This is a genomic window from Enterococcus sp. AAFC-DPL-6103, from assembly GCF_058216595.1.
In genome coordinates, this window is sequence record NZ_CM177102.1 from 243,751 (window position 1) to 264,051 (window position 20,301).

Genomic DNA, 20,301 nt, shown 5'->3' on the forward strand with positions numbered 1-20,301 from the left:
ATGCGTAAGTCAGATGTTGTTGACATCTGACTTACGTTTTTTTGATTGAGATGGAGTTTGACAAATTGATTCTTCCGTTCAAGACAAATTCTAAGTTGTGGATGAAACTTGCTTTACGTCTGTTGATTGTTCAAAAGACAACTATACTAAGATTATGTGTTAAAATAAAAAAAATTTGATCATTAGATTATTGAATGATCACAAAAAGTAGGGGATAAAATGATTGTTTTACAAAAATACGGTTTTTATTTTTTATTATTAGGTGTGATTAGTGATTTGTTGACCCCTTATATCCTTGGTCTTTTTTATCCTAAGCTAAATCAAATGACTACCGTGATAAGCTTGTTTGGTGACGTAAATAGTCCAGTCAGAAGTGCTTTTTTGATTTGGTCAGTTGTATCTGGACTTTTTTTTGTTCTGTCATTGCCTGCGTTGTATCAACTATTTGTCGGAACATCAAAAACACTTGCGATACTTGCAGTCGCAGCAGTTGGTCTATATGGGATAGGTGATTGTATTTTTACTGGGTTATTCAGTATCAATACGAATGAAAGTTCTTGGAATTTTTCGACTTGGGTTCATAACACAGGTTCTGGACTAGGCTATGCAGGATTTTTACTTTTCCCATTGTTACTTGTTTTGCTCTATCGACAAAGGGGTCAAACCACACTTAGCCATGTTTATCTTGTTTTAACTGTTATTAGTTTGCTGATCGCAGGTCTTTACGGATTAGCACGGATTCCGTCAATTAGTCAGTTCACATTTTTTAAACAATTGGGCTTTTTTCAACGTTTGAGTTTTTTCTTTAACTATTTGCCGATGATTTGTTTAAGCTTTTTTCAATTACGAAGTTAGAAAACATAGGCAAGCTTGACTAAATAAGAGATTGTTATGCTTTGTGCTAAATATCAAGTAATTATTTTTAAGTAAACGAGAAGGAAAGTTGAAAGAAGGGCATTGTATGTTGGATATAACACAGGTGGAAGCAGATATTTATAATCTTATTTTGAATCCAAACACAAGAGAATGGGAAAGAATACAATTTGAAGAAGCAAAAGAAAATATAGTAAGGATGCCAACGAAGCAGGCAATAGAAAAACTGGAGGTCAACTTGCGTCCTTTAGCATTGCGAGATAATTTGACACCGGATGTGATGGATTTTTATTTAAGGATCACAGGGGAGTCGGCGAGCGCGAGCGCTTATGATTACGGTAAACATAAGATAACTTCAACCTTGTATCAGGAACGTGCGATTTTTGCCGGAGGCTGCTTCTGGTGCATGGTTGAACCTTTTGAAACAAAACCGGGTGTGATCTCAGTATTATCTGGTTATACAGGAGGCGAAACCAAAGCACCCAATTATGATCAAGTCAGTGGTGGCTATACTGGGCATGTGGAAGCTGTAGAAATCATCTTTGATACACGTCAAATAAAGTATGAAGAATTACTGGAAATTTATTGGCAAATCTCAGATCCTACAGATGCCTTTGGCCAATTTCAAGATCGGGGAAAACAATATCGTTCAATTCTATTTGTTGTGAATGAACAGCAAAGACGATTGGCTGAAAAATCAAAAGAACAACTGATTCAATCTAAACGATATAGCCAACCTATCGTCACAGAGATTCGCCAAGCAAAAACGTTTTGGCCAGCTGAAAATCATCATCAACAATTCTATCAGAAACAACCTCAAAGATATAAGAAGATTAAACATTCGCATCAGCTTCATCTATTTTTTCAGCGATGCAAATAAAAGAAGATTATGAAAGAAATGGCTAGTTTCAATCAATAAAGAACACCATGTGTTTGGAAACAGGAGGTATGACAAAGTTTTTGTCACAACTCCTGTTTTTTTTACTCATCTTTTTTACAAAGAAAAGGCAAATTGACTTACAGAATATTGATTTTCTGTGTGTTCTTGGAGAGAATCTTCCTGATAATTGCTAGATGCCTGATGGAGTTCCACATTAATGATGAACTAAATTCCGTATGAAAGCGCAAACAATAGTTATAAAATAAAAATGTATTCAGGAGGTGCTTATGTGAGTATCAAGTTAGACGATCGTCAAATGAGAATTTTAAATTTTCTGTTGGAAAATAATCACACTACTTATCAAGAATTAGCTAAGCAACTTCAAGTTTCGACAAAAACAATTAGTAAAGCTATTTTTAATTTAAAAGCTGTAATTGAAAAGGATATAGATCTACAAATTGTTGTCCAACCAAAAAAAGGTGTTTCATTAGTAGGTGACAAAGAACATTTAAGAAAACGACTACCAGATTTTGAGATTACTAAAGTGGATACATCAGAAGATCGCATCACTTATGTATTTGCCAAGTTACTGAATACAAATAGTTCTTTGAAAATACAAGATCTTGCAGATGAGCTTTATGTTAGTAGATCAACGATGGAAAGTACGATTAAGGAAGTAAAAAAGAGAGTGATGAAACACGGAATGGTAGTGGTTTCTGACCGCAATGGATTGAAGATCAATGCGAGTGAGAAGGGCAAGCGCAAATTAATGTCAGAAGTATTGAATTATTATTGGGGCGGTTTTACTGCTTCTAGTAATAAATCAGATTTATTGGATTTGAATATTAATCTCTTAGGCGAAGCAAATAATTTTTTAGATAAGAAAATTTTGAAAAAAGTAGCAATGATTCTCAATCGTTTTATGGAAGAAACCCAATTACAATTCACGGATTACGAGTTTCAAACACTAGCGATCCATCTAGCAATCGCACTGGAACGAATTGATTCTAATAATTTTTTATTACAAGAAGGCGGAACAGAAAAAGAAATTTTAGTAAACACTAGCTATTTGATTGATATGTTGGAAAAAGACTTTCATTTTAGTATTCCTCAATATGAACAAGAATATATTGATATTCATATCTCGGTGATTGAAAAAAATGCCATGAATCATAATTTGAGTGAGTCTTCTTTACCTAATCTTGATATGGGAGAGCAACTTAAGCAACTGGTACTTGACGAGCTGAATGAGTTTAGTGCAGACGCAGAACTCATTAATAACCTTGTCCTTCACCTCAATGCAGCTGTTAAACGGTTGCGTTTAGGTGTGAATATCCATAATCCGTATACAGAAAAAATCAAATCATCATTCAAACAAGCCTTCTTTCTTAGTGTCGAGTTGCTCGGAAAAATAGAAGAACAATTTTTGGTGAGGTTTGACGATGACGAAATTGCTTATGTAGCACTTCATATTCAATCCTTTTTAGACAGATATAGACCTAATAAGTCTGATGTGTTGTTAGTTTGTAGCAGTGGATATGGAACTTCAAAATTATTGGAACAGCGAATCAATAGAAATTTTGCAGATTCGATAAAAATCAAAAAAGTCTTGAGTATCAATGAACTTCAGGAAGAAAATATCACAGACGAATTAGTAATCAGTACGATTCCGATCAAGAACGCTAAATTTCCGGTAGTAGTCGTAAGTCCGTTGATGCTTGAAACAGATATCAAAAGAGTTCAACGATACTTGAAAGTTTCGTTAGATCCAGATAGTGCATTTTTCTCATTACTTGATAAGAAGTTTTGTTTTTTTAGCAAGAAAAACGAAGATACTCAGGAAAACGTTCTTAAAACAATTGCCTATACTCTTCAAGAAAAAAGCTATGCAAAAGTAGGTATCTTAGAAAGCGCCACTCGACGAGAAACGTTGTCTTCTACTGCACTCAACGATTTTGCAATGCCTCATGCAGAGATAGCGTATGTCAATGAACCTATTATTAGCATTTATGTTAATCCGCAAGGTATTGACTGGAACGGGATCATTGTCCATTCGGTGTTCTTCTTCGCGTTAAACGAACAGGTAAAACCTGAATTAAACAGCTTGTATGAAACATTTAATGAAATTGTTTCGAACCAACAAGCCTTAACAACACTAAGAGCTAGTTCCTCTTTTGAAGAATTAGTAAAAATATTGAAAGAGGCGGTATAGATGATACGTGAAAAAATCGACGAACGAAATGTCGTATTAGACTTAGAGGCTGGCTCTAAAGAAGAAGTAGTAGATAAATTAGCAACGTTACTGACAGCTAATGGGTTTGTCTCTGAAGTTAATCGATTTAAGAAAGATGTTTTTGAACGAGAAGAACATATGACAACAGGAATTGGCCATAACATAGCGATTCCGCATGGGAAAAGTCAAGCGGTAATTGATTCAACAGTTGCAGTTGCCAAACTAAAGAATGAAGTTGACTGGGGTTCCTTAGACGATCAACCAGTAAACATTGTTTTCTTATTAGCTATCAAAGAAGCGGATAAGGGAAACGAGCATTTACGTGTCCTTGCAGAGTTATCTGGCAAATTAATGGATGATGATTTTGTGAAGGAGATTAAAGAATCAAAAAATAAAGAGGAGTTAATCAAAGCATTGACTTTTTAATAATTGGAGGAGAAGAAATATGACAAAAATGGTTGCAGTAACAGCATGTATCGCAGGAATCGCACACACTTATATGGCAAAAGCAAACTTGGAAAAATTTGCTAAGAAAAATGGCATTGAAATCAAGGTTGAGACACAAGGCGCAATGGGAATGGAAAATAAATTGTCTGAGGCAGAAATTGCTGATGCTGATGTAGTTATCTTTGCGGTGGATACGAACGTAGCAGAACGCAGCCGCTTTGACGGAAAAGAAATTCTTACTGTGAGCACTTCTGAAGTGGTAAAGGATGGAGAAGAGACAATCAAGAAAGCAATTGCACGAATCAATAACTAATAATTTGTTGGAGGTAGGATCAATGGATATCAAGAAACAGGGGAAAGAAATATTAAACCATTTCCAAAGTGGAGTTTCCTATATGATTCCACTAGTAGTAGCTGCAGGTTTGTTAACTTCAATTGCCGTCATATTTGGCGGGACTGGTGTTTGGGATCAAACAGATACTTTTTGGGGTGTCTTGCGAATGATTGGTCAAACAGGATTACAATTTATTGTGCCAATGATCTCGGCCTATATCGCGTATTCCATAGCTGATCGTCCTGGTTTAGCACCTGCTTTTATTACAGGTATGATGTGTCAAAATTTAGGAATGGGCTTTATTGGAGGAATGGTTGCTGGTTTAGCCTGTGGGTACTTAGCAAATGCATTGAAAAAAGTAAAAGTTCCGATGCAAGTAATTAGTTTAAAATCAATCATGCTGATTCCTTTTGTAACGACCTTAGTAGTAGGGGTAGTTTTATGGTATGTATTAGCAACTCCAATTCAAGGAATGACAGCAGGCTTGACGGCTTGGTTAGAAGGAATGTCTGGTGTGAATGCAGCGCTAATGTCCGCGATTTTAGGTGCTATGATGGCCTTTGATATGGGGGGACCAATCAATAAAATTGCCTATGCTTTTGGAGTTGCATCATTTTCAAGTGGAAGTTTCGGACCAAGTACGGCCATGTTATTGGCTATTGCGATTCCGCCATTTGGCATGTTTTTAGCAACTTTATTGAATAAAAAATTATATGATGAAGCCGAACGCGATAATGCCAAGACGGCAATGATTATGGGGTTAGTTGGTATCACAGAAGGGACGATTCCTTTTGCGGTAAAAGATCCATTACGTGTGATCCCTAGTATTGTGGTTGGAACTTCAATCGGCTGTGGTTTAAGTGGTTTCTTTGGAATTACGCAAGAAACGATGCTTTCAACTTTCATGGCGATTCCATTTGTCACAAATATTCCATTGTACCTCGTGTCTATTGCAGTTGGCGGAATGATTACTGCGTTAATGGTAAATGCTTTGAAATCGATCAAATATAAGAAAAATCTAAAAACGACACAAGAAACATCAGTCGAATAAAGAAAGTAGGGCAATCGTAAATGGTAAAAGCACACGTCATTCAACATACTCATTGGGATCGCGAGTGGTATTTTACAAAAGAAGATGCTATCGTATTATCCGATCAAGTGTTTACTGAAGCTTTGGATGAATTAGAACGTAACCCAAACGTGAATTTTTGTTTGGATGGTCAAACGTCTATTGTTGATGAATATGTTGAAGTCAATCCTGAGAAACTAGAAACAATTCAACGATTAATGAAAGAAGGTCGGCTCTTTGTCGGTCCTTGGTACGCGCAAACAGATGCTTTGTTAGTTGATGCAGAGTCAATTTTGCGTAATTTAATGATCGGTATCAGCGACACCATCAATAAATATGGTGAACCAATGATGGTGGGCTATTTACCGGATACATTTGGGTTTAATGCAAACTTACCAACCTTGTTGCAGCAAGTAGAAATTGATAATTTTATGTGCTGGCGGGGATTGAATTTCGAAACGATGACACCGTCACCCTATTTTATTTGGAAAGGTTTAGGAGATAAAATTGTTTATGCGATGAACTTTCCGTATGGATATATGACTGGCATGATGAATCTTGATGCCATTCATGATGTGCCGAAGTTTGTGAAAGACAAGTTGGATGTTGCGGTGGAAATGCTTCATACGCATGGGAATAATGAAGATATCTTGGTTCCATCTGGTGTGGATCAAAAGTCAATGGTACTTAATTTTGATCAAATCATCAATGAAATTAATCGTTCAAGTAAGTATGACAATGTAATTTCGGATTATCCTTCTTATGTGGAAGTCATTCGCAGTAAAAAGAACTTACCACATTACGAAGGAGAATTGAGACAACCTGTTTACTCTCGTGTTCATCGTTCGATTGGCTCTGTTCGAACACAGATGAAATTAGCTAATTTCAAACTCGAACAAAAGATCTTGAAACGGATTGAACCATTGATGCTGATTGCTGAAAAAAATGGGATTCGTATTGGGAGAGGGGTGCTGCGTCGTTTATGGAAAAAAGTGTTAGAAAATCAAGCGCATGACAGCATTGGTGGATGTGTCTCTGATAATGTCATGGAGGATATCAACCATAGGATCAAGGAAGCTAATGAAATCGCAGATGGAATAGAAAACTTAATCGTCAAACGAATCGCAGATGCTTTAGATTTAGATGCTAATCAAGTTTTAGTATTCAATACGACAACGACAAAGTATCAAGGACCAAAAACGGTTCATATTGTTGCTCCTTCAAAAAAAATTCAATTCAAAGAAAGCTCTTATGCCATTGTTGAAAAAGAACTATTTTATCCTGAACGTCAAAATGCTTATCGGATGACGGCTATTGGATATGAATATTTTGACGAACCAGCTTACTACGAGCTGGATGTCAAAGTAGAAGTAGAAGTTCCCGCATTAGGATATACGATTGTTGAATTCGAGGAGAGTGAAGCTGAACTAGAGAAAGCTATAAAAACGAATAAGACGGAAATCAAAAATGGTGCATTAGCCATTACTTTTAGCGAAGGCTCTCTGATCCTAACAGTCGGCGATGTTGAATACACTGATTTTATTCGTTTGGTTGATTCAGGAAATGCTGGCGATACGTATGATTATTCACCACTTGAAGGAGATCACGAAGTACCTTTGAACTTTGACAAAGCAGAAGTGTTACTGGATTCTTCTAAAGAAACTTTGATTATTACTGGAAAGACTAAGCTACCGAAAAATTTGGAAGATCGATTAGCAGAACATCCAGAGAAAATAGAATTGGACTACGAAATCACGCTAAGCATTGGTGCTGGCGATGTTGTGGAAGGTACTATTGCAATAAAAAATACTATTTACTCGCATCGTATTCGAATGGCCGTGAATGTTCTAGATGACTCAGAGAAATCGATTGCTCAAATTCAAAATGGTTTTATCAAAAATAAACCTGCTGTTATTCCTGTAGATTGGCAAGAACGAATGGTTGAAAAGCCCGTGAATTTAGAAATTTTTGATAAAAGTATCTCGGTTGTAAATGAGGATTCTTATTTAACCGTCTATGCAGATGGTCTGAAAGAGTATGAACGAATCGGTCGAAAATTATACATCACATTGATGGCAACAACTGGTGAACTTGGAAAACCCAACCTTGGATGGCGTCCAGGACGTGCTTCCGGTGATACGACTAATGAAGGGCATATCATGATGCAAACACCATTAGCACAGGAAATAGGTGAACATCACTTTACTTTTGGATTTACAGTCAGTCAGGGTGTGTTTGATGAATGGAAAGTAGCCAAACTAACCGAGTCACGTTTAGATCAATCGATTTCCTATCAAAAGCAAAGTTTAAACGTCTTTATTCATCGGATAGACAATAAGATTTGGCCATTGCAAAACGAGTTAACTATCCCAAGAAAGTTTTCATTGATTGAATTTCCCGAAGAATTACTCGTGTCAGCCATTTACCCATCCTACTTTAATGAAGGGCATTATGTAGTTCGTTTCGCTAACCCAACAGCAAAAGAAGTTACTTTGCCAAAAGAAATTTTGAAAATGGGTGACGTGGTAAATGCAATTGAAAGAAAACAAGAGTTAACAACGATCCAACCTTATGACTATTTATCTCTTTTAATAACTATAGAAGAAAATAACTAAATATTATTCAAAAACAAATGGCAAAAAAGGACTCTGTCAGCATTCTCACCGAGTCCTTTTTTTATTTTGTTTTTGTTCTTTTTTTTTACATGGATAAAAGCGAATACTTTATCGGATGAATAGCAGTTAAAAGTATCAGATATCTTAATCAATTGGAGTGTTCCCAAAGAAAACTTGTTAAAATCGAGACAGAAATGATTTTGTTGTGAGGTCTGATTGAAGCTAAAATGAGGAACATTGAAAAATTTATTACGGCTAGAAAGGCTGCGAATTTATCTCAAAAAGTGTTTTCTGAAGGATTATGTATGTAAACGACATTGAGTAAATTGAGAATAATGGTCAAGTTCTTCGTTAAAAGTTTTGATCAAATTATATAGTCGAATCAATTTTTCATTGGTCGAACTTTTTTCTTTGATAAATGTAATCAATACATAACTGGACGAGCAATTAGAAAAAGCAGAGTTTTTGTTGATTATGAGTGAATATGAATAATCGACACAGATTTTAGCAGCCATTGCTCCTAAGGTGATTGCTGTTCTGATTGTTTTTTATTAGCGCAGGAAAGTTATTAGTAGAAAACAGTTGTTTTTTTTAATACCAGCAATGATCTTTGGTATAATGAGCGATGAGTTAAGAAACGATTTTGCGTTATTCACAACGCATCATTCATAATAAGAGGAGCAAGAAAATGAGAAATATCAAACTAACAATCGAGTATGATGGGCGTCGTTATCTTGGTTGGCAACGTCTTGGGGATTCAGATAAAACGATCCAAGGTAAAATTGAAGCCGTATTAAAACAAATGACGGGTGAACCAATTGAGATTATTGGTTCAGGGCGTACAGATGCTGGTGCACATGCCAGAGGACAAGTTGCTAATTTTAAGACAGAATCCACAATGGACCGAGTAACAATGTGTGAATTTTTGAATCGTTTTTTACCTGGCGATATTGTCGTTAAGAAGGTTGAAGAAGTACCTGAAAGATTCCATGCTCGTTACAATGCCAGTGGGAAGCAGTATAGCTATTACGTTTGGAACAACTCAATTCCAACAGCTTTTGAACGTTATCATAGCTTTTATGTTCCACAAGAATTAGATTTGGATAAGATGAACGAGGCTTGTAAACGATTAGTAGGTACACATGATTTTATTGGTTTTTCTGCCTTGAAGAAGAGTAAGAAATCTACAACAAGAACAATTGAAAAAATTACGATTGAAAAAGACGGAGGTATGCTTCATTTCACTTTTGTTGGCAATGGTTTTTTATATAAAATGGTTCGAATCATGATGGGAACATTGTTAGAGATTGGTGTAGGAAAAATGCCAGTGGATGCTATTGAGGAGATTTTTGAACAAAAAGTGCGAAAAAGTGCGGGAGAAACCGTGCCGGCGCAAGGACTGTTTCTTGATGAAGTGTATTATATTTGAGCTAGTTGTTAATAAAAGAATTAACTAAAATTTTCAGGGGTTAAATAGTTGATCGAAACTGAGAGGGTACATCAAACGCTTGATATTTCCGAAGTGATTAGTCGCTTCGGTTTTTTTATTGTTTATAAATAGTTATTTTTTAACTATTGAATATTATTTCAAAACAAACAATAAAAGAAATGGATTTCATTTGAAATGAAAATGATAAAAGTTTTATATCAAAGTTCATCTTTGGATATTATCAAATTGTATGGTCGTAAAAAATAATAAAAAACGCTTTGAAAGCGGATTTAGTAAGCTTTTTATTTATTATAAATAGAAAAAATGACACTTAAGATAAAAAAATACTATCTTATGAAATATTTTTTATTTTTGAAATATATACATATAATTTTATTTGAGGAGGGATAAGATGCAATAATATATATATAATTATGTTTTTTTTTAAGTGTTTTTTGATATTTTTATAAACTTAAAGTGTTCTTTTATTTAAAATGGATTTATTTAGCGATTTATTAAGATTGCGAGGTGTTCTTTTGGAGTATGGGGAATTAATGAAAACTATGCGTTTGGAACGAGGAATCACACAAAAACAGTTGACTGATGGGATAACATCTAGAACAACTTTGGCAAACTTTGAAGCAGGGATATCCAGACCCTCATTTGAGGTTATTGTTTCTTACTTGGATAGATTAAATGTTGATATTAATGAATTCTTGTTTCTAACAAACTCAAATAGAATAAATGATAAACAAACTGTAAGTAATTATTTTGAACAAGTAAATATCGAAGGAAACAAACACAAACTAAGAATTTTTATAAAAGTTTTAGAAAAAAAGTATTTAGAGAGTCAAGATATTTTTTATTTGTACATGTACGTTTATTCAAAAAATTTATTAAGTAAAAATTGTGATTTTTCTAAATTAGAAAAAAAAGATGAGAAGTATATAGTGGAATTAATGGCTTATTTAAACAAGTGTGAAACTTGGGGGGCATTTGAACTTCAGATGTTCTGCACTATCTTATTTATTTTTCCTAAGGAATATATCAACCATAAAAAGAACTATGTTTTAAAAAAATTAAAACAATATACAAAATATAAAAATTACAGATATTCATCAAATAAAAACATTATAAACTTGGTTATCGTTTGTTTGAAACATAAGTTGTTTGAAATTATTCCAGAATGTTTAGCATTAATTGAACGAGATAGTAGATCGGGTAGAAATTTCTATGAGTTAGTTATAGAAAGGATTCTAAAAGAAATATATGTACGTAGAAGAGACAAGACTAAGACGAACATAATTGAAATCACTTATTACATAGAGATTTTATCTATGTTCGATGAACAATATATGGAGTTAACGACCAAATCGGTCATAGAGAGGATTGGAATGCTTTTAACAGAAAGCAGTACTATCAAAAAAACATAAGGTTTTTGATGAATAGTATTCACTAAAATCAGGCGTGTCATTATTTTGTACAAAATAAACAAATGTTAACAGAAAAGGTTATTCTTAAAAAGTAATAAAAAGTATTCTTTGATTCAACAGAGCAGGGAAGAAATGAAATCATAGGAGGTGAGAAAATGACAGCATTTATTACGAAAATTGGTCTTTATTTGATGAGTTCTTGGAATACATTGCCATTACCATTTCGGACACTAATCGACACATTAGTAGGATCTGATATGGGAAAAGCAGTGCAAAAAGGATTGGAAGCCGTTATTGAACTATTAACAACATGTTCAATTTCTGTACTTAATGAAATTGCAAATTTACTAGGACTAGCTTAATTACTGTATAGCTAATCAAAATTATAGGAGATGAGAAAATGACAGCATTTATTACGAAAATTGGTCTTTATTTGATGAGTTCTTGGAATACATTACCATTACCATTTCGGACACTAATCGACACATTAGTAGGATCTGATATGGGAAAAGCAGTGCAAAAAGGATTGGAAGCCGTTATTGAACTATTAACAACATGTTCAATTTCTGTACTTAACCAAATTGCAAATTTACTAGGACTAGCTTAATTACTGTATAGCTAATCAAAATTATAGGAGATGAGAAAATGACAGCATTTATTACGAAAATTGGTCTTTATTTGATGAGTTCTTGGAATACATTACCATTACCATTTCGAACACTAATCGACACATTAGTAGGATCTGATATGGGAAAAGCAGTGCAAAAAGGATTGGAAGCCGTTATTGAACTATTAACAACATGTTCAATTTCTGTACTTAATGAAATTGCAAGTTTGCTAGGGTTAGCTTAATTTTAGCTTCTTCCCTGCTCTGTTGGATCAAACATACGCTCATAAAATAAAGGAGAAATTATATGTTTGCAGTAGCAAAAGAGGAATTTAGAAATCTAGCAATTAATATAAAAATGATACTATTAGTAATCTTAATAGCCCTTTTTAATTATAATATATCGAATATGCTGACTAGTCAATTATCAATTGATGGTATTCCAAAAGCTTACGCAGGGTTACGTATTATTTTCTTTATTTTAGGTTATCTGTTGATCTCTATATTTTCTCACAGTGTGTTAAATAAAGAAATAGCTGATGGAACATTGAAATTTATACTATCTAAAGTTTCTCGCGAGGAATTTATTGTAGGTAAATTTTTAGGGATTTTCCTTTTTTGGACAATGTGCATGCTGATAAATATCAGTATGTTAAGCATTTTAGGGGTCACATTTAGTTTTTATATACTGTGGATGCTGTGTAGTGCGGTTTCCTATTTTATTTCAATTGTTATGCTATTGTCTGTACTAATAAAGAAAGAAAATTTTAGCAATTTTATGGGACTTTTTGTAGGGATACTATTCCCAACAATAGGTCTTTACGTGACAGAGTCATCTAATATGTTAGTCAAGTACTTCCAGTATATATTTCCATATTTTTATCTATTAAAGGGTGGCATCTATATTATGATTCCATATATTCTTTCTTTTATTCTTTTATTATTCGTTGTAATCATATTTAACAAAAAGGAAGTGTAATCTTGAACCCTAAAATAGCAATTAAAAATATAAATAAATCTATTTCAAAGCATCATTTACTAAAAAATATAAATTTTGAAATAGCTGATGGTGAAATCGTCATGATCAATGGCAAAAACGGTTCGGGAAAGTCTACATTATTAGAAATAGTAGCCCAAGTTTCAAATGCTACTAGTGGCGAAATTGACATACCAAAGAATAAATATGATTCTATTGGCTATATGCCTGATACAGATGCTTTGTACAATCAAATTACTGGTCCACATTTTATGAAATATATGGCTTCTCTCAAAGGGAAAAAAATAAGAAAAAACGAAATAGTAGATTTATTTAAACGTGTTAATTTGGAAGTTCCGGATAGACTCTTAATCAAAAACTACTCATTTGGTATGAAAAAAAAACTAAGTTTAGCTCAAGCATTATTGTTTGATCCTAAATTTTTAATTTTAGATGAGCCTACTTCAGGAGTAGATGAAGAGACAGTGTTTAAATTTGTAAATCTATTTAAGGAATTAAAACGAAAAAAAGTGAGTATGATTGTTTCTACCCATGACTGGCAATTGATTGAGTCATTGGCAGATAAAGTATTGTTGATCAATAAAGGAAAGATAGTTTTTTCTGAAGAAAACTTACTAACCAGTGAAGAAAGTAAGAAACCTATTCAAGTAACGGTAACTTATCCACAAACAAAAATTGAATTATTGGGAGAATACTTTGCTAAAAACAAAGTAGATTTATTTGATTTTGATTTATCTGAAAATCGTATAGAGTTTACTTGTTACAAAAAAGATGTTTTGAAATATGTGCGGCAATTTAGCTCGGAATTACCTGTTGAAATCAAAAGTATCAAAATCAATCCTGATATTTTAAATCTAGTTGTTTAGAGTGAGTGATGATATGTTGATCTTATTCTCAATTTTAGAATGGCTTAATCAGTATTTAGGGCCGCTTGTTTCCATATTTATTACCACTTTTTTTGTCAAAACATTGACGATACCTACCCGAGTTTACAGGTACAAAAATAAATTATTAAAAAAAATAATAAAAGAAAATCAAGCACAATATCAGAAATCAACAAGTACAAAACTAGAGAATCTAGAGAAGTTAAATGTTGTATATTCTTGTTCGAGGAATGGAAGTACTTTGCTTAGTTTTGCATCTATAGTTTTTGAGGGTGTAATCATCGCAACATTTTTAAATGCACTGCACAAAATGAAAGACTATCCTTATTTGTGGTTTAATGTTTCAAAACCAGACGCGACTATAGTAGCTCCAATGATTTATTTAGTCATACTTTTAGTGGTAGGGTGCTTGAATGCAACTAAAATAGGTACAAGAAAAGAAAAATGGTTGAGTATCGCTATAACTACGATTATCTCTATCATCATGTTTCGCTTTTCACTTAAAGTCAACGTAGGAATCGTCATTTATTGGTGGTATGCAAGTATTTTTAATTTTTTAATACAAAATATGTTATTAGAGAAATATATTTATTCGTCTTTTAGTAGTACTTATAAATATTATATAAAAAATATTTACCCAATAATAATATAAACATTAAGGAGAGAATAGAATGAACAAAAAAATTTTAACAACTATGTTAGTAGGTGCGACACTGTTAGCAACTAATTTAGGAAGTGTTAACTCTTTTGCAGATGTAGTATCATCTACTGAAAATCAAGTAAATACGCATGATCGCGTAGCAACAAATTCCAGAACGCTTATTGGTATTGCCAAAGGTACTCTAGAAGGAATGATGACTCCTTATATTGAAGGTGTACCCGGAACTGGTAGCTTGACTTTACATTATCATTCAGAAGATTTTGGTTTCGTTGACGGTGATGAGGCAGCTTTAACAATCAAATTACCTAAAGAATTTAAATATGCTGCTTCTGTACCAAGTTTTGTTTCAGGAATTAGTGGGAAAATCTCAGTTACAGGTATTTTAGGGATGGGTGCTGAAGAAAAAATCACTGCTGCGAACTGTGAAATCTATGCTGATCGATTGATTATTAAGGCACCAAGTTCATTTTGGATTGGTTCAGGTGGTGTAGATGCACATATCACAATTGATTATGGTCAACTTTTAGCACAGTATCCTCAATTACCTATTGCGGATGCCCCTGCTGGATATCAAGTAATTACGCAACTGAAATATGCTGGTGCGATGTGGGATATTATTCATGATCCAATTATTGGTACAAATGATGATACTATTTATACCGATGAACACTCAGCTATTCTATAGTAGAAAAACGAAAAAATGTAGTTCTTCTATAATTTTTGACTAAATGTTTAATAAAAAATACGATGCTTATGGGCATCGTATTTTTTATTTTGGGTTGAATGAAACGCTCCTTCTTAACTTGCAACTATTTTCAAAATATAAAAATAGATTCATGATAACAAATCACAAGCTAGTCAACTAAAAAGCTGTGCTACACTTTGGTTGAACAAAAAATGAAAGGGGTTTCTTTTATGAGAAAGTTAGTTTGTGTACTGGCTGTGGCAAGTGTTGGATTGAGTTTAGGAAAAGTGGTAGGAGCAGAAGAACAAATTCCAGAAAAAAACGGATATACACTAGATTTTCACGATGAATTCAATGGACCAACTTTAGATCGATCAAAATGGAATGACAAGTATTTGGAACATTGGGCAGATGATCCGAATGATGCTAAAGCGAATTATCGCTTTGAAGAAGGAAAATTGATTGAGTCCATCCAACCAGATCAAAAAGCTTGGGCGCCAACACTAGATAAGGATAATTATGGATACGGAACAACAGGTGTCAAATCCAGTGCAATTCAATCATTTAATAAAAACTGGATTCATAATTTTAGTGGCAGCAAGAAACTGATGTCTCCTATCTCACCTGAAAATGAAATGCTGGGAGATGAGAAAACTGGTGGGTATGCAACGACATATGGTTATTTTGAAATCCGAGCAAAATTATCAAATAGTAGTGGTGGCGGCCACCAGGCATGGTGGTTAGTTGGTATGCAAAATGATACGAATGATTGGGAAAATTCAAGAGAAACAGGCGAAATTGATATCATTGAAACTTTTTTTGATTACAGTGAAAATGTTCAGCGACCAGTTGGAACAAAGAACGTTACAGAAGCCAATCGCCAGAAAGGTTTATGGCAAGTATGCACATATGGTTGGAATGACCCGTTCTTTTCAAGATCGTGGACAGATAGTACAACAGCAACAATTGGCGGCACAGAAGCTGTGGTTCCAGGAGAAGTTGGAATAGATAGCTTAACGAATGAATTCCATACTTATGGTATGGAATGGGAACCTGGTTCACTTAAATTTTACTTTGATGGTCAATTATTCAGGACAATTAATCAAGCACCCGATTATCCAATGGGGATGATTTTAAATATATACACAGACGCAGGATCAGGAAAACACAATGAGGTTTATCCTAAAGAATGGGCAATTGATTATGTACGGGTTTATAAAAAAGATGCTGGCTATGATATACCAAATCAAGGAATCAAAAATCGTGAGACAGGCGAATTTCTTAGTTTAGCTGCTGAATCAGACAAGGTGATTCTGTCAACGACAAATGAAAATCTTGAAAGATGGCAAATAATTCCTAAAGGTGAGTATTTTCTGATTAAAAATACAAAGACAAATGAGTTGCTACACAATGAGCATCAAAAAGGATATGTCGAACACGGTGTAGTGCCAGAAACGTATTACAGCGCACAGTGGAAAAAAGAAACAGTTGGTAATTACACTCGGTTCGTGAATCGTTGGAAACCGACGCAAGTAATCCATATAGAAAATAATCTAGGTTATCTTGAATGTAGCCCTATTCACGCTGGTGCTTGGAGAAGCCAATGGCAAATGATTGACTAAAAATGCAAAAATAAATTCTGCTTTTGCTATGAAATTTGAAAGAATGGCAAAATAAAAAGGATATACGAAAAAGGACGTAAAGAGATGTACCACTCCAAAAAGATAGACTAAAAATCTAACATTTTGGCGGTCAGTACAAGATTAACGTCCTTTTTTGCATCATTGATTGGTAAAATTCGATGTGTTGATCCAATAACAAGAAACAGTAGAGAATTTAGAATGTTATCAATTGGCATAACGGGCAATCAGATACTCAATCAAATTTAAAGCATTACCGAAAAAATAATTAAGTTGTTGATTTTCTGGTCCAGAGTCAGCAGTACCACTTTCGACCAGAAACGAGAGATCTCCTTTTTTAGCATAGCTACTATTTTCGTTAGCCGTGATCGTGATGACGTGTCCACCGTAATTTTTGCACTCTTTCATTTTGATCAAACCATTTTGATTTTCACCAGATTGAGAAAAAGTAATCAAGGTGTGTGGGGTTTCGTCAGTAACAAGGCTAATTTCCACTCCCTCTAAGTCGATTGCATAAATTTTTTTTAGTAATAATTTTCGGTAAGTATAATCAACGAGAAACTGGCAAAATCCCTCGCCAAATAGATAAATCTTTCTCTCAGAAAAAGCTTCATTGAAGTAACAATCAATTTTTTCCCACCCATGATTAGTTGTCACAAAAGAAAGTTCTTCGATTTGATTGACTGAAGAGGCAGAAAACTTATTGGAAAGAAAAAAAATAAGTTCTTTGAAATTATTAAATCCTGCTCGTTTAGCTAGACGACTGATTGAGGAAGGAGAGGTGTAATTGATCTTGGCAATGTTGCGAATATCTAAGTCTTCATTACTATGGATTGCTTCGACAATTTTTTCAATCATTCGTTCATCGTCCGAATGAAATGAATTGTTTGGAAATAAACGATTAAGATAATAAATTTTGGTCATTGAATAGTCCCTCTCTTGAAAATATTTTCAGTGTGTGAAAACGAAATCAACCTGTTAAATAAGCATTGTATGCGCTTTATTAAGATACTATACTATGGCTATAAAGAAAGCAAATACAATTGTATGAATCTATTTTCTTTGATGAAAGAAGGATAAGTATGAAAAAAGTAATTATCAATGCAGATGATTTTGGTTATTCTGCAGCTGTCAACGCAGGCATTATCAAAGCGTATCGAGATGGAGCACTAACTTCGACTACTCTGATGGCGAACATGCCAGGAAGAGAGGAAGCAATCCGGCTTGCAAAAGCGAATCAGGGACTTGGCGTAGGTGGGCATCTTGTGTTGACTTGTGGCCAACCATTGACACTTGCAACCTCATTAACAAATGAAGAAGGACAATTTTATCATTTGGAGGATTATAAAAAAAATCGTTCACTTATGAAAGAGGAAGAGATTTTCCATGAATGGTCAAGTCAAATCGATTACTTGTTGGAAAACGGGTTGAAATTAACTCATTTAGATAGCCATCATCATGTGCACACATTCCCAGAAAATTTAGCGATTACGAAAAAAATTGCTGAGAAATATCAGCTATGCTTTCGAAATGCATTTGATTTGGAAAAACAAATCAAGTTACCTTATCAAAAAAATATCAGTGGATTTCTCGACTTGATGAATTATCCTTCGATTCGTGATCTGAAGCAACCGTTTGCTGAAAATATGACTGCTTGTTTAGTTGAAATCCAATCAGTATTGGAGCAGGTAGAGGATGATGCGGTAACTGAATTGATGGTTCACCCGGCATTTGTTGATGAGTCGTTATACTTTGGCTCAAGTTTTCATCTTCAACGAACCAAAGAAGTTGCTATTTTGTGTGCTGAACAATTAAAAAATCTATTGGATGAGCAAGAGATCACACTGTGTAATTATCAAGAGGTCTCGACAGATCACTTGATTGTCAATTAGCACGTAGTTTAGTTGCATAAAGCCAAATTAAAAAAGGAGAAATAGAATGAAAGAGAAAGTTATGAAATCGGCTAGTGTCTTTTCTAAGGCAATTATCCAACCAGTGATGTTCATGGCTGTTACAGGAATTATTTTGTCTGTCTGTGCGATCTTAAAACTTGAGATGATGCCAACTTTTACCAAAGATGTCGGGAATTTTGTATTTAATATTTTGTCTTCAGGTATGATTGGCCAGCTAAGTGCGATTTTTTGTGTGGGAATTGCTGCAGCTTTGGCAAAGCCAAAGTTCAAAACGGATGCCGCCATTTTAGGAATTATTACTTACTTGATTTTTTTATACGCAAACAATTCATGGTTAACAATAACCGATCGCTTAGCAATCGCAGGTGAGCAAGGTCTTTATGGGACTGGTCAAGGAATGGTTTTCGGGATTCAAGTTACGGACATGGGAGTCTTTTTAGGAATCTCATTAGGAGTTATGGTTGGTTGGATGGTTAATCGATTTGGTGAGGTTAAATTGCACCGGTATCTTTCGCCTTATTCTGGGACAAAATCTGCTTACTTATTGATTGTATTTGTTACGATTTTGTTTGCAATGGGAATCACTTATGTTTGGCCAATAATCAATTTTGGCGTTGAAAGCCTAGTTAAGGCAACGACAACTGCTGGCTCAGCCGGATTTTTCTTCTATGGTTTCTTAAATCGTTTATTGCTGCCACTTGGCTTGCATCATTTCTTATGGATGCCGATTTTTTATACACCATTAGGGGGCAGCGCTGAAATTGCGGGTCAAGTGTATGAAGGAGCTTACAATATTTGGTTGGCAGAATTGGGAAATGCTAGTCAAATCACGTCAATGCATCCCTCTATTGGTTATCTATCTAATTTTGGGTCGATTTCGTTGCCTATCGGGATTGCTTTTGCTATTTGGAAAACAGCCAGAATCGAGAATCGTAAAAAAGTTGCGGCCATTTTGATTCCAATGGTTACAACGGCATTTTTGGCGGGTGTGACTGAACCATTAGAATTTTTATTTTTATTCTTGTCGCCTGTTTTGTGGTTAGCACATTCAGTTGTTTACGGACTAAGCTTATTCTTCACTAATTTAGTGGGCATCAATATTCAATTTGATACAGGTATCAACATGATTATCAACAGCTTTGCATTTCCGAGTCGTCTCGGGCATCAATATTTGATCCCTATTATGTTTCTTGCAACGGCAGTCTTGGAATATATCGTATTTAAGCAATTGATTATTCGTTTAGATATTCCGACTTTAGGACGCGAGAAAAGTGAAACTCAGCTTGCAGGACTTGATGAAACAGTTGTTACAACAGGTCTCGATAGTGAATTTGAGCCACAAACACAGATAATTGTTGCTGGTTTAGGTGGTGCGGAAAATATTGAAAGTATTGTTAACTGCTATACGCGTCTACGAGTGGATGTAAAAGATGAACAAAAAGTTGACATCGATTTACTGAAACAAAAAGTGAAGGCGTCAGGTATTGTAGATAAAGGAAAGCATATCCAGATCATTATTGGGATGGGTGTTGAAGAAGAACGTGAAAAAGTAGAAGCGTATGTGACGCATCTAAAAGAAATTAATAATTAAAATAAATGGA

The 20,301-nt window shown here is 34.4% G+C and carries 20 protein-coding genes; 19 read left to right on the top strand and 1 reads right to left on the bottom strand.

The annotated features are described in order from the left end of the window. The first annotated feature begins 219 nt into the window (after window positions 1-219). From AC4BC3_RS01235 to AC4BC3_RS01315, 17 genes are all read left to right on the top strand, one after another. Complete coding sequence (locus tag AC4BC3_RS01235; protein ID WP_206909431.1) at window positions 220-855, top strand: DUF998 domain-containing protein; 636 nt, start codon at window positions 220-222, stop codon at window positions 853-855. Window positions 856-961: 106 nt separating this feature from the next. Then, on the top strand, window positions 962-1,753 hold the full coding sequence (gene msrA, locus AC4BC3_RS01240; protein WP_206909430.1) for a peptide-methionine (S)-S-oxide reductase MsrA: 792 nt from the start codon (window positions 962-964) through the stop codon (window positions 1,751-1,753). A gap of 289 nt (window positions 1,754-2,042) precedes the next feature. Further along, on the top strand, window positions 2,043-3,965 hold the full coding sequence (locus AC4BC3_RS01245; protein ID WP_490466752.1) for a BglG family transcription antiterminator: 1,923 nt from the start codon (window positions 2,043-2,045) through the stop codon (window positions 3,963-3,965). Next, complete coding sequence (locus AC4BC3_RS01250) at window positions 3,966-4,412, top strand: PTS sugar transporter subunit IIA (RefSeq protein ID WP_206909426.1); 447 nt, start codon at window positions 3,966-3,968, stop codon at window positions 4,410-4,412. A gap of 19 nt (window positions 4,413-4,431) precedes the next feature. Next, window positions 4,432-4,746, top strand: a complete 315-nt coding sequence (locus tag AC4BC3_RS01255; protein WP_206909424.1) for a PTS fructose transporter subunit IIB — start codon at window positions 4,432-4,434, stop codon at window positions 4,744-4,746. 22 nt (window positions 4,747-4,768) lie between these two features. Beyond that, entirely contained in the window at window positions 4,769-5,818 is a 1,050-nt protein-coding gene (locus tag AC4BC3_RS01260) for a PTS fructose transporter subunit IIC (protein ID WP_206909422.1), read from the top strand. Between the two features lie 20 nt (window positions 5,819-5,838). After that, a complete protein-coding gene (locus AC4BC3_RS01265; protein ID WP_490466753.1) occupies window positions 5,839-8,451 on the top strand; it encodes a glycoside hydrolase family 38 N-terminal domain-containing protein in 2,613 nt (870 codons plus the stop codon). Between the two features lie 688 nt (window positions 8,452-9,139). Beyond that, a complete protein-coding gene (gene truA, locus AC4BC3_RS01270) occupies window positions 9,140-9,880 on the top strand; it encodes a tRNA pseudouridine(38-40) synthase TruA (RefSeq protein WP_490466754.1) in 741 nt (246 codons plus the stop codon). 536 nt (window positions 9,881-10,416) lie between these two features. Further along, window positions 10,417-11,313: a helix-turn-helix domain-containing protein gene (locus AC4BC3_RS01275; RefSeq protein ID WP_490466755.1), complete on the top strand. Its 897-nt coding sequence runs from the start codon at window positions 10,417-10,419 to the stop codon at window positions 11,311-11,313. A 155-nt stretch (window positions 11,314-11,468) separates the two neighbouring features. After that, window positions 11,469-11,675: a hypothetical protein gene (locus AC4BC3_RS01280; protein WP_206909417.1), complete on the top strand. Its 207-nt coding sequence runs from the start codon at window positions 11,469-11,471 to the stop codon at window positions 11,673-11,675. Window positions 11,676-11,713: 38 nt separating this feature from the next. Beyond that, window positions 11,714-11,920 carry a hypothetical protein gene (locus tag AC4BC3_RS01285; protein WP_430616702.1) on the top strand — a complete coding sequence of 69 codons (207 nt, stop codon included), beginning with the start codon at window positions 11,714-11,716 and terminating at the stop codon, window positions 11,918-11,920. Between the two features lie 38 nt (window positions 11,921-11,958). Beyond that, window positions 11,959-12,165 (top strand): hypothetical protein, encoded by a 207-nt coding sequence (locus AC4BC3_RS01290; RefSeq protein WP_206909415.1) that lies wholly within the window; start codon window positions 11,959-11,961, stop codon window positions 12,163-12,165. A 62-nt stretch (window positions 12,166-12,227) separates the two neighbouring features. Next, window positions 12,228-12,899 (top strand): hypothetical protein, encoded by a 672-nt coding sequence (locus AC4BC3_RS01295; RefSeq protein ID WP_206909414.1) that lies wholly within the window; start codon window positions 12,228-12,230, stop codon window positions 12,897-12,899. 2 nt (window positions 12,900-12,901) lie between these two features. Beyond that, window positions 12,902-13,783, top strand: coding sequence for an ABC transporter ATP-binding protein (locus AC4BC3_RS01300; protein WP_490466756.1), 882 nt, complete (start codon window positions 12,902-12,904; stop codon window positions 13,781-13,783). 1 nt (window position 13,784) lies between these two features. After that, the gene (locus tag AC4BC3_RS01305) at window positions 13,785-14,453 is read left to right on the top strand and encodes a YidC/Oxa1 family membrane protein insertase (protein ID WP_206909412.1); all 669 of its coding nucleotides are present in this window, start codon (window positions 13,785-13,787) and stop codon (window positions 14,451-14,453) included. Between the two features lie 19 nt (window positions 14,454-14,472). Continuing rightward, a complete protein-coding gene (locus AC4BC3_RS01310) occupies window positions 14,473-15,147 on the top strand; it encodes a hypothetical protein (RefSeq protein WP_490466757.1) in 675 nt (224 codons plus the stop codon). Between the two features lie 230 nt (window positions 15,148-15,377). Beyond that, the gene (locus AC4BC3_RS01315) at window positions 15,378-16,769 is read left to right on the top strand and encodes a family 16 glycosylhydrolase (RefSeq protein ID WP_490466758.1); all 1,392 of its coding nucleotides are present in this window, start codon (window positions 15,378-15,380) and stop codon (window positions 16,767-16,769) included. A gap of 225 nt (window positions 16,770-16,994) precedes the next feature. On the opposite strand, the gene AC4BC3_RS01320 is transcribed toward AC4BC3_RS01315, so the two are convergent. Continuing rightward, window positions 16,995-17,711: a MurR/RpiR family transcriptional regulator gene (locus AC4BC3_RS01320; protein ID WP_206909409.1), complete on the bottom strand. Its 717-nt coding sequence runs from the start codon at window positions 17,709-17,711 to the stop codon at window positions 16,995-16,997. A 158-nt stretch (window positions 17,712-17,869) separates the two neighbouring features. On the opposite strand from AC4BC3_RS01320, the gene AC4BC3_RS01325 reads away from it, so the two are divergent. After that, window positions 17,870-18,679 carry a carbohydrate deacetylase gene (locus AC4BC3_RS01325; RefSeq protein WP_490466759.1) on the top strand — a complete coding sequence of 270 codons (810 nt, stop codon included), beginning with the start codon at window positions 17,870-17,872 and terminating at the stop codon, window positions 18,677-18,679. Between the two features lie 46 nt (window positions 18,680-18,725). Continuing rightward, on the top strand, window positions 18,726-20,291 hold the full coding sequence (locus tag AC4BC3_RS01330; RefSeq protein ID WP_490466760.1) for a PTS transporter subunit EIIC: 1,566 nt from the start codon (window positions 18,726-18,728) through the stop codon (window positions 20,289-20,291). Window positions 20,292-20,301: the final 10 nt, after the last annotated feature.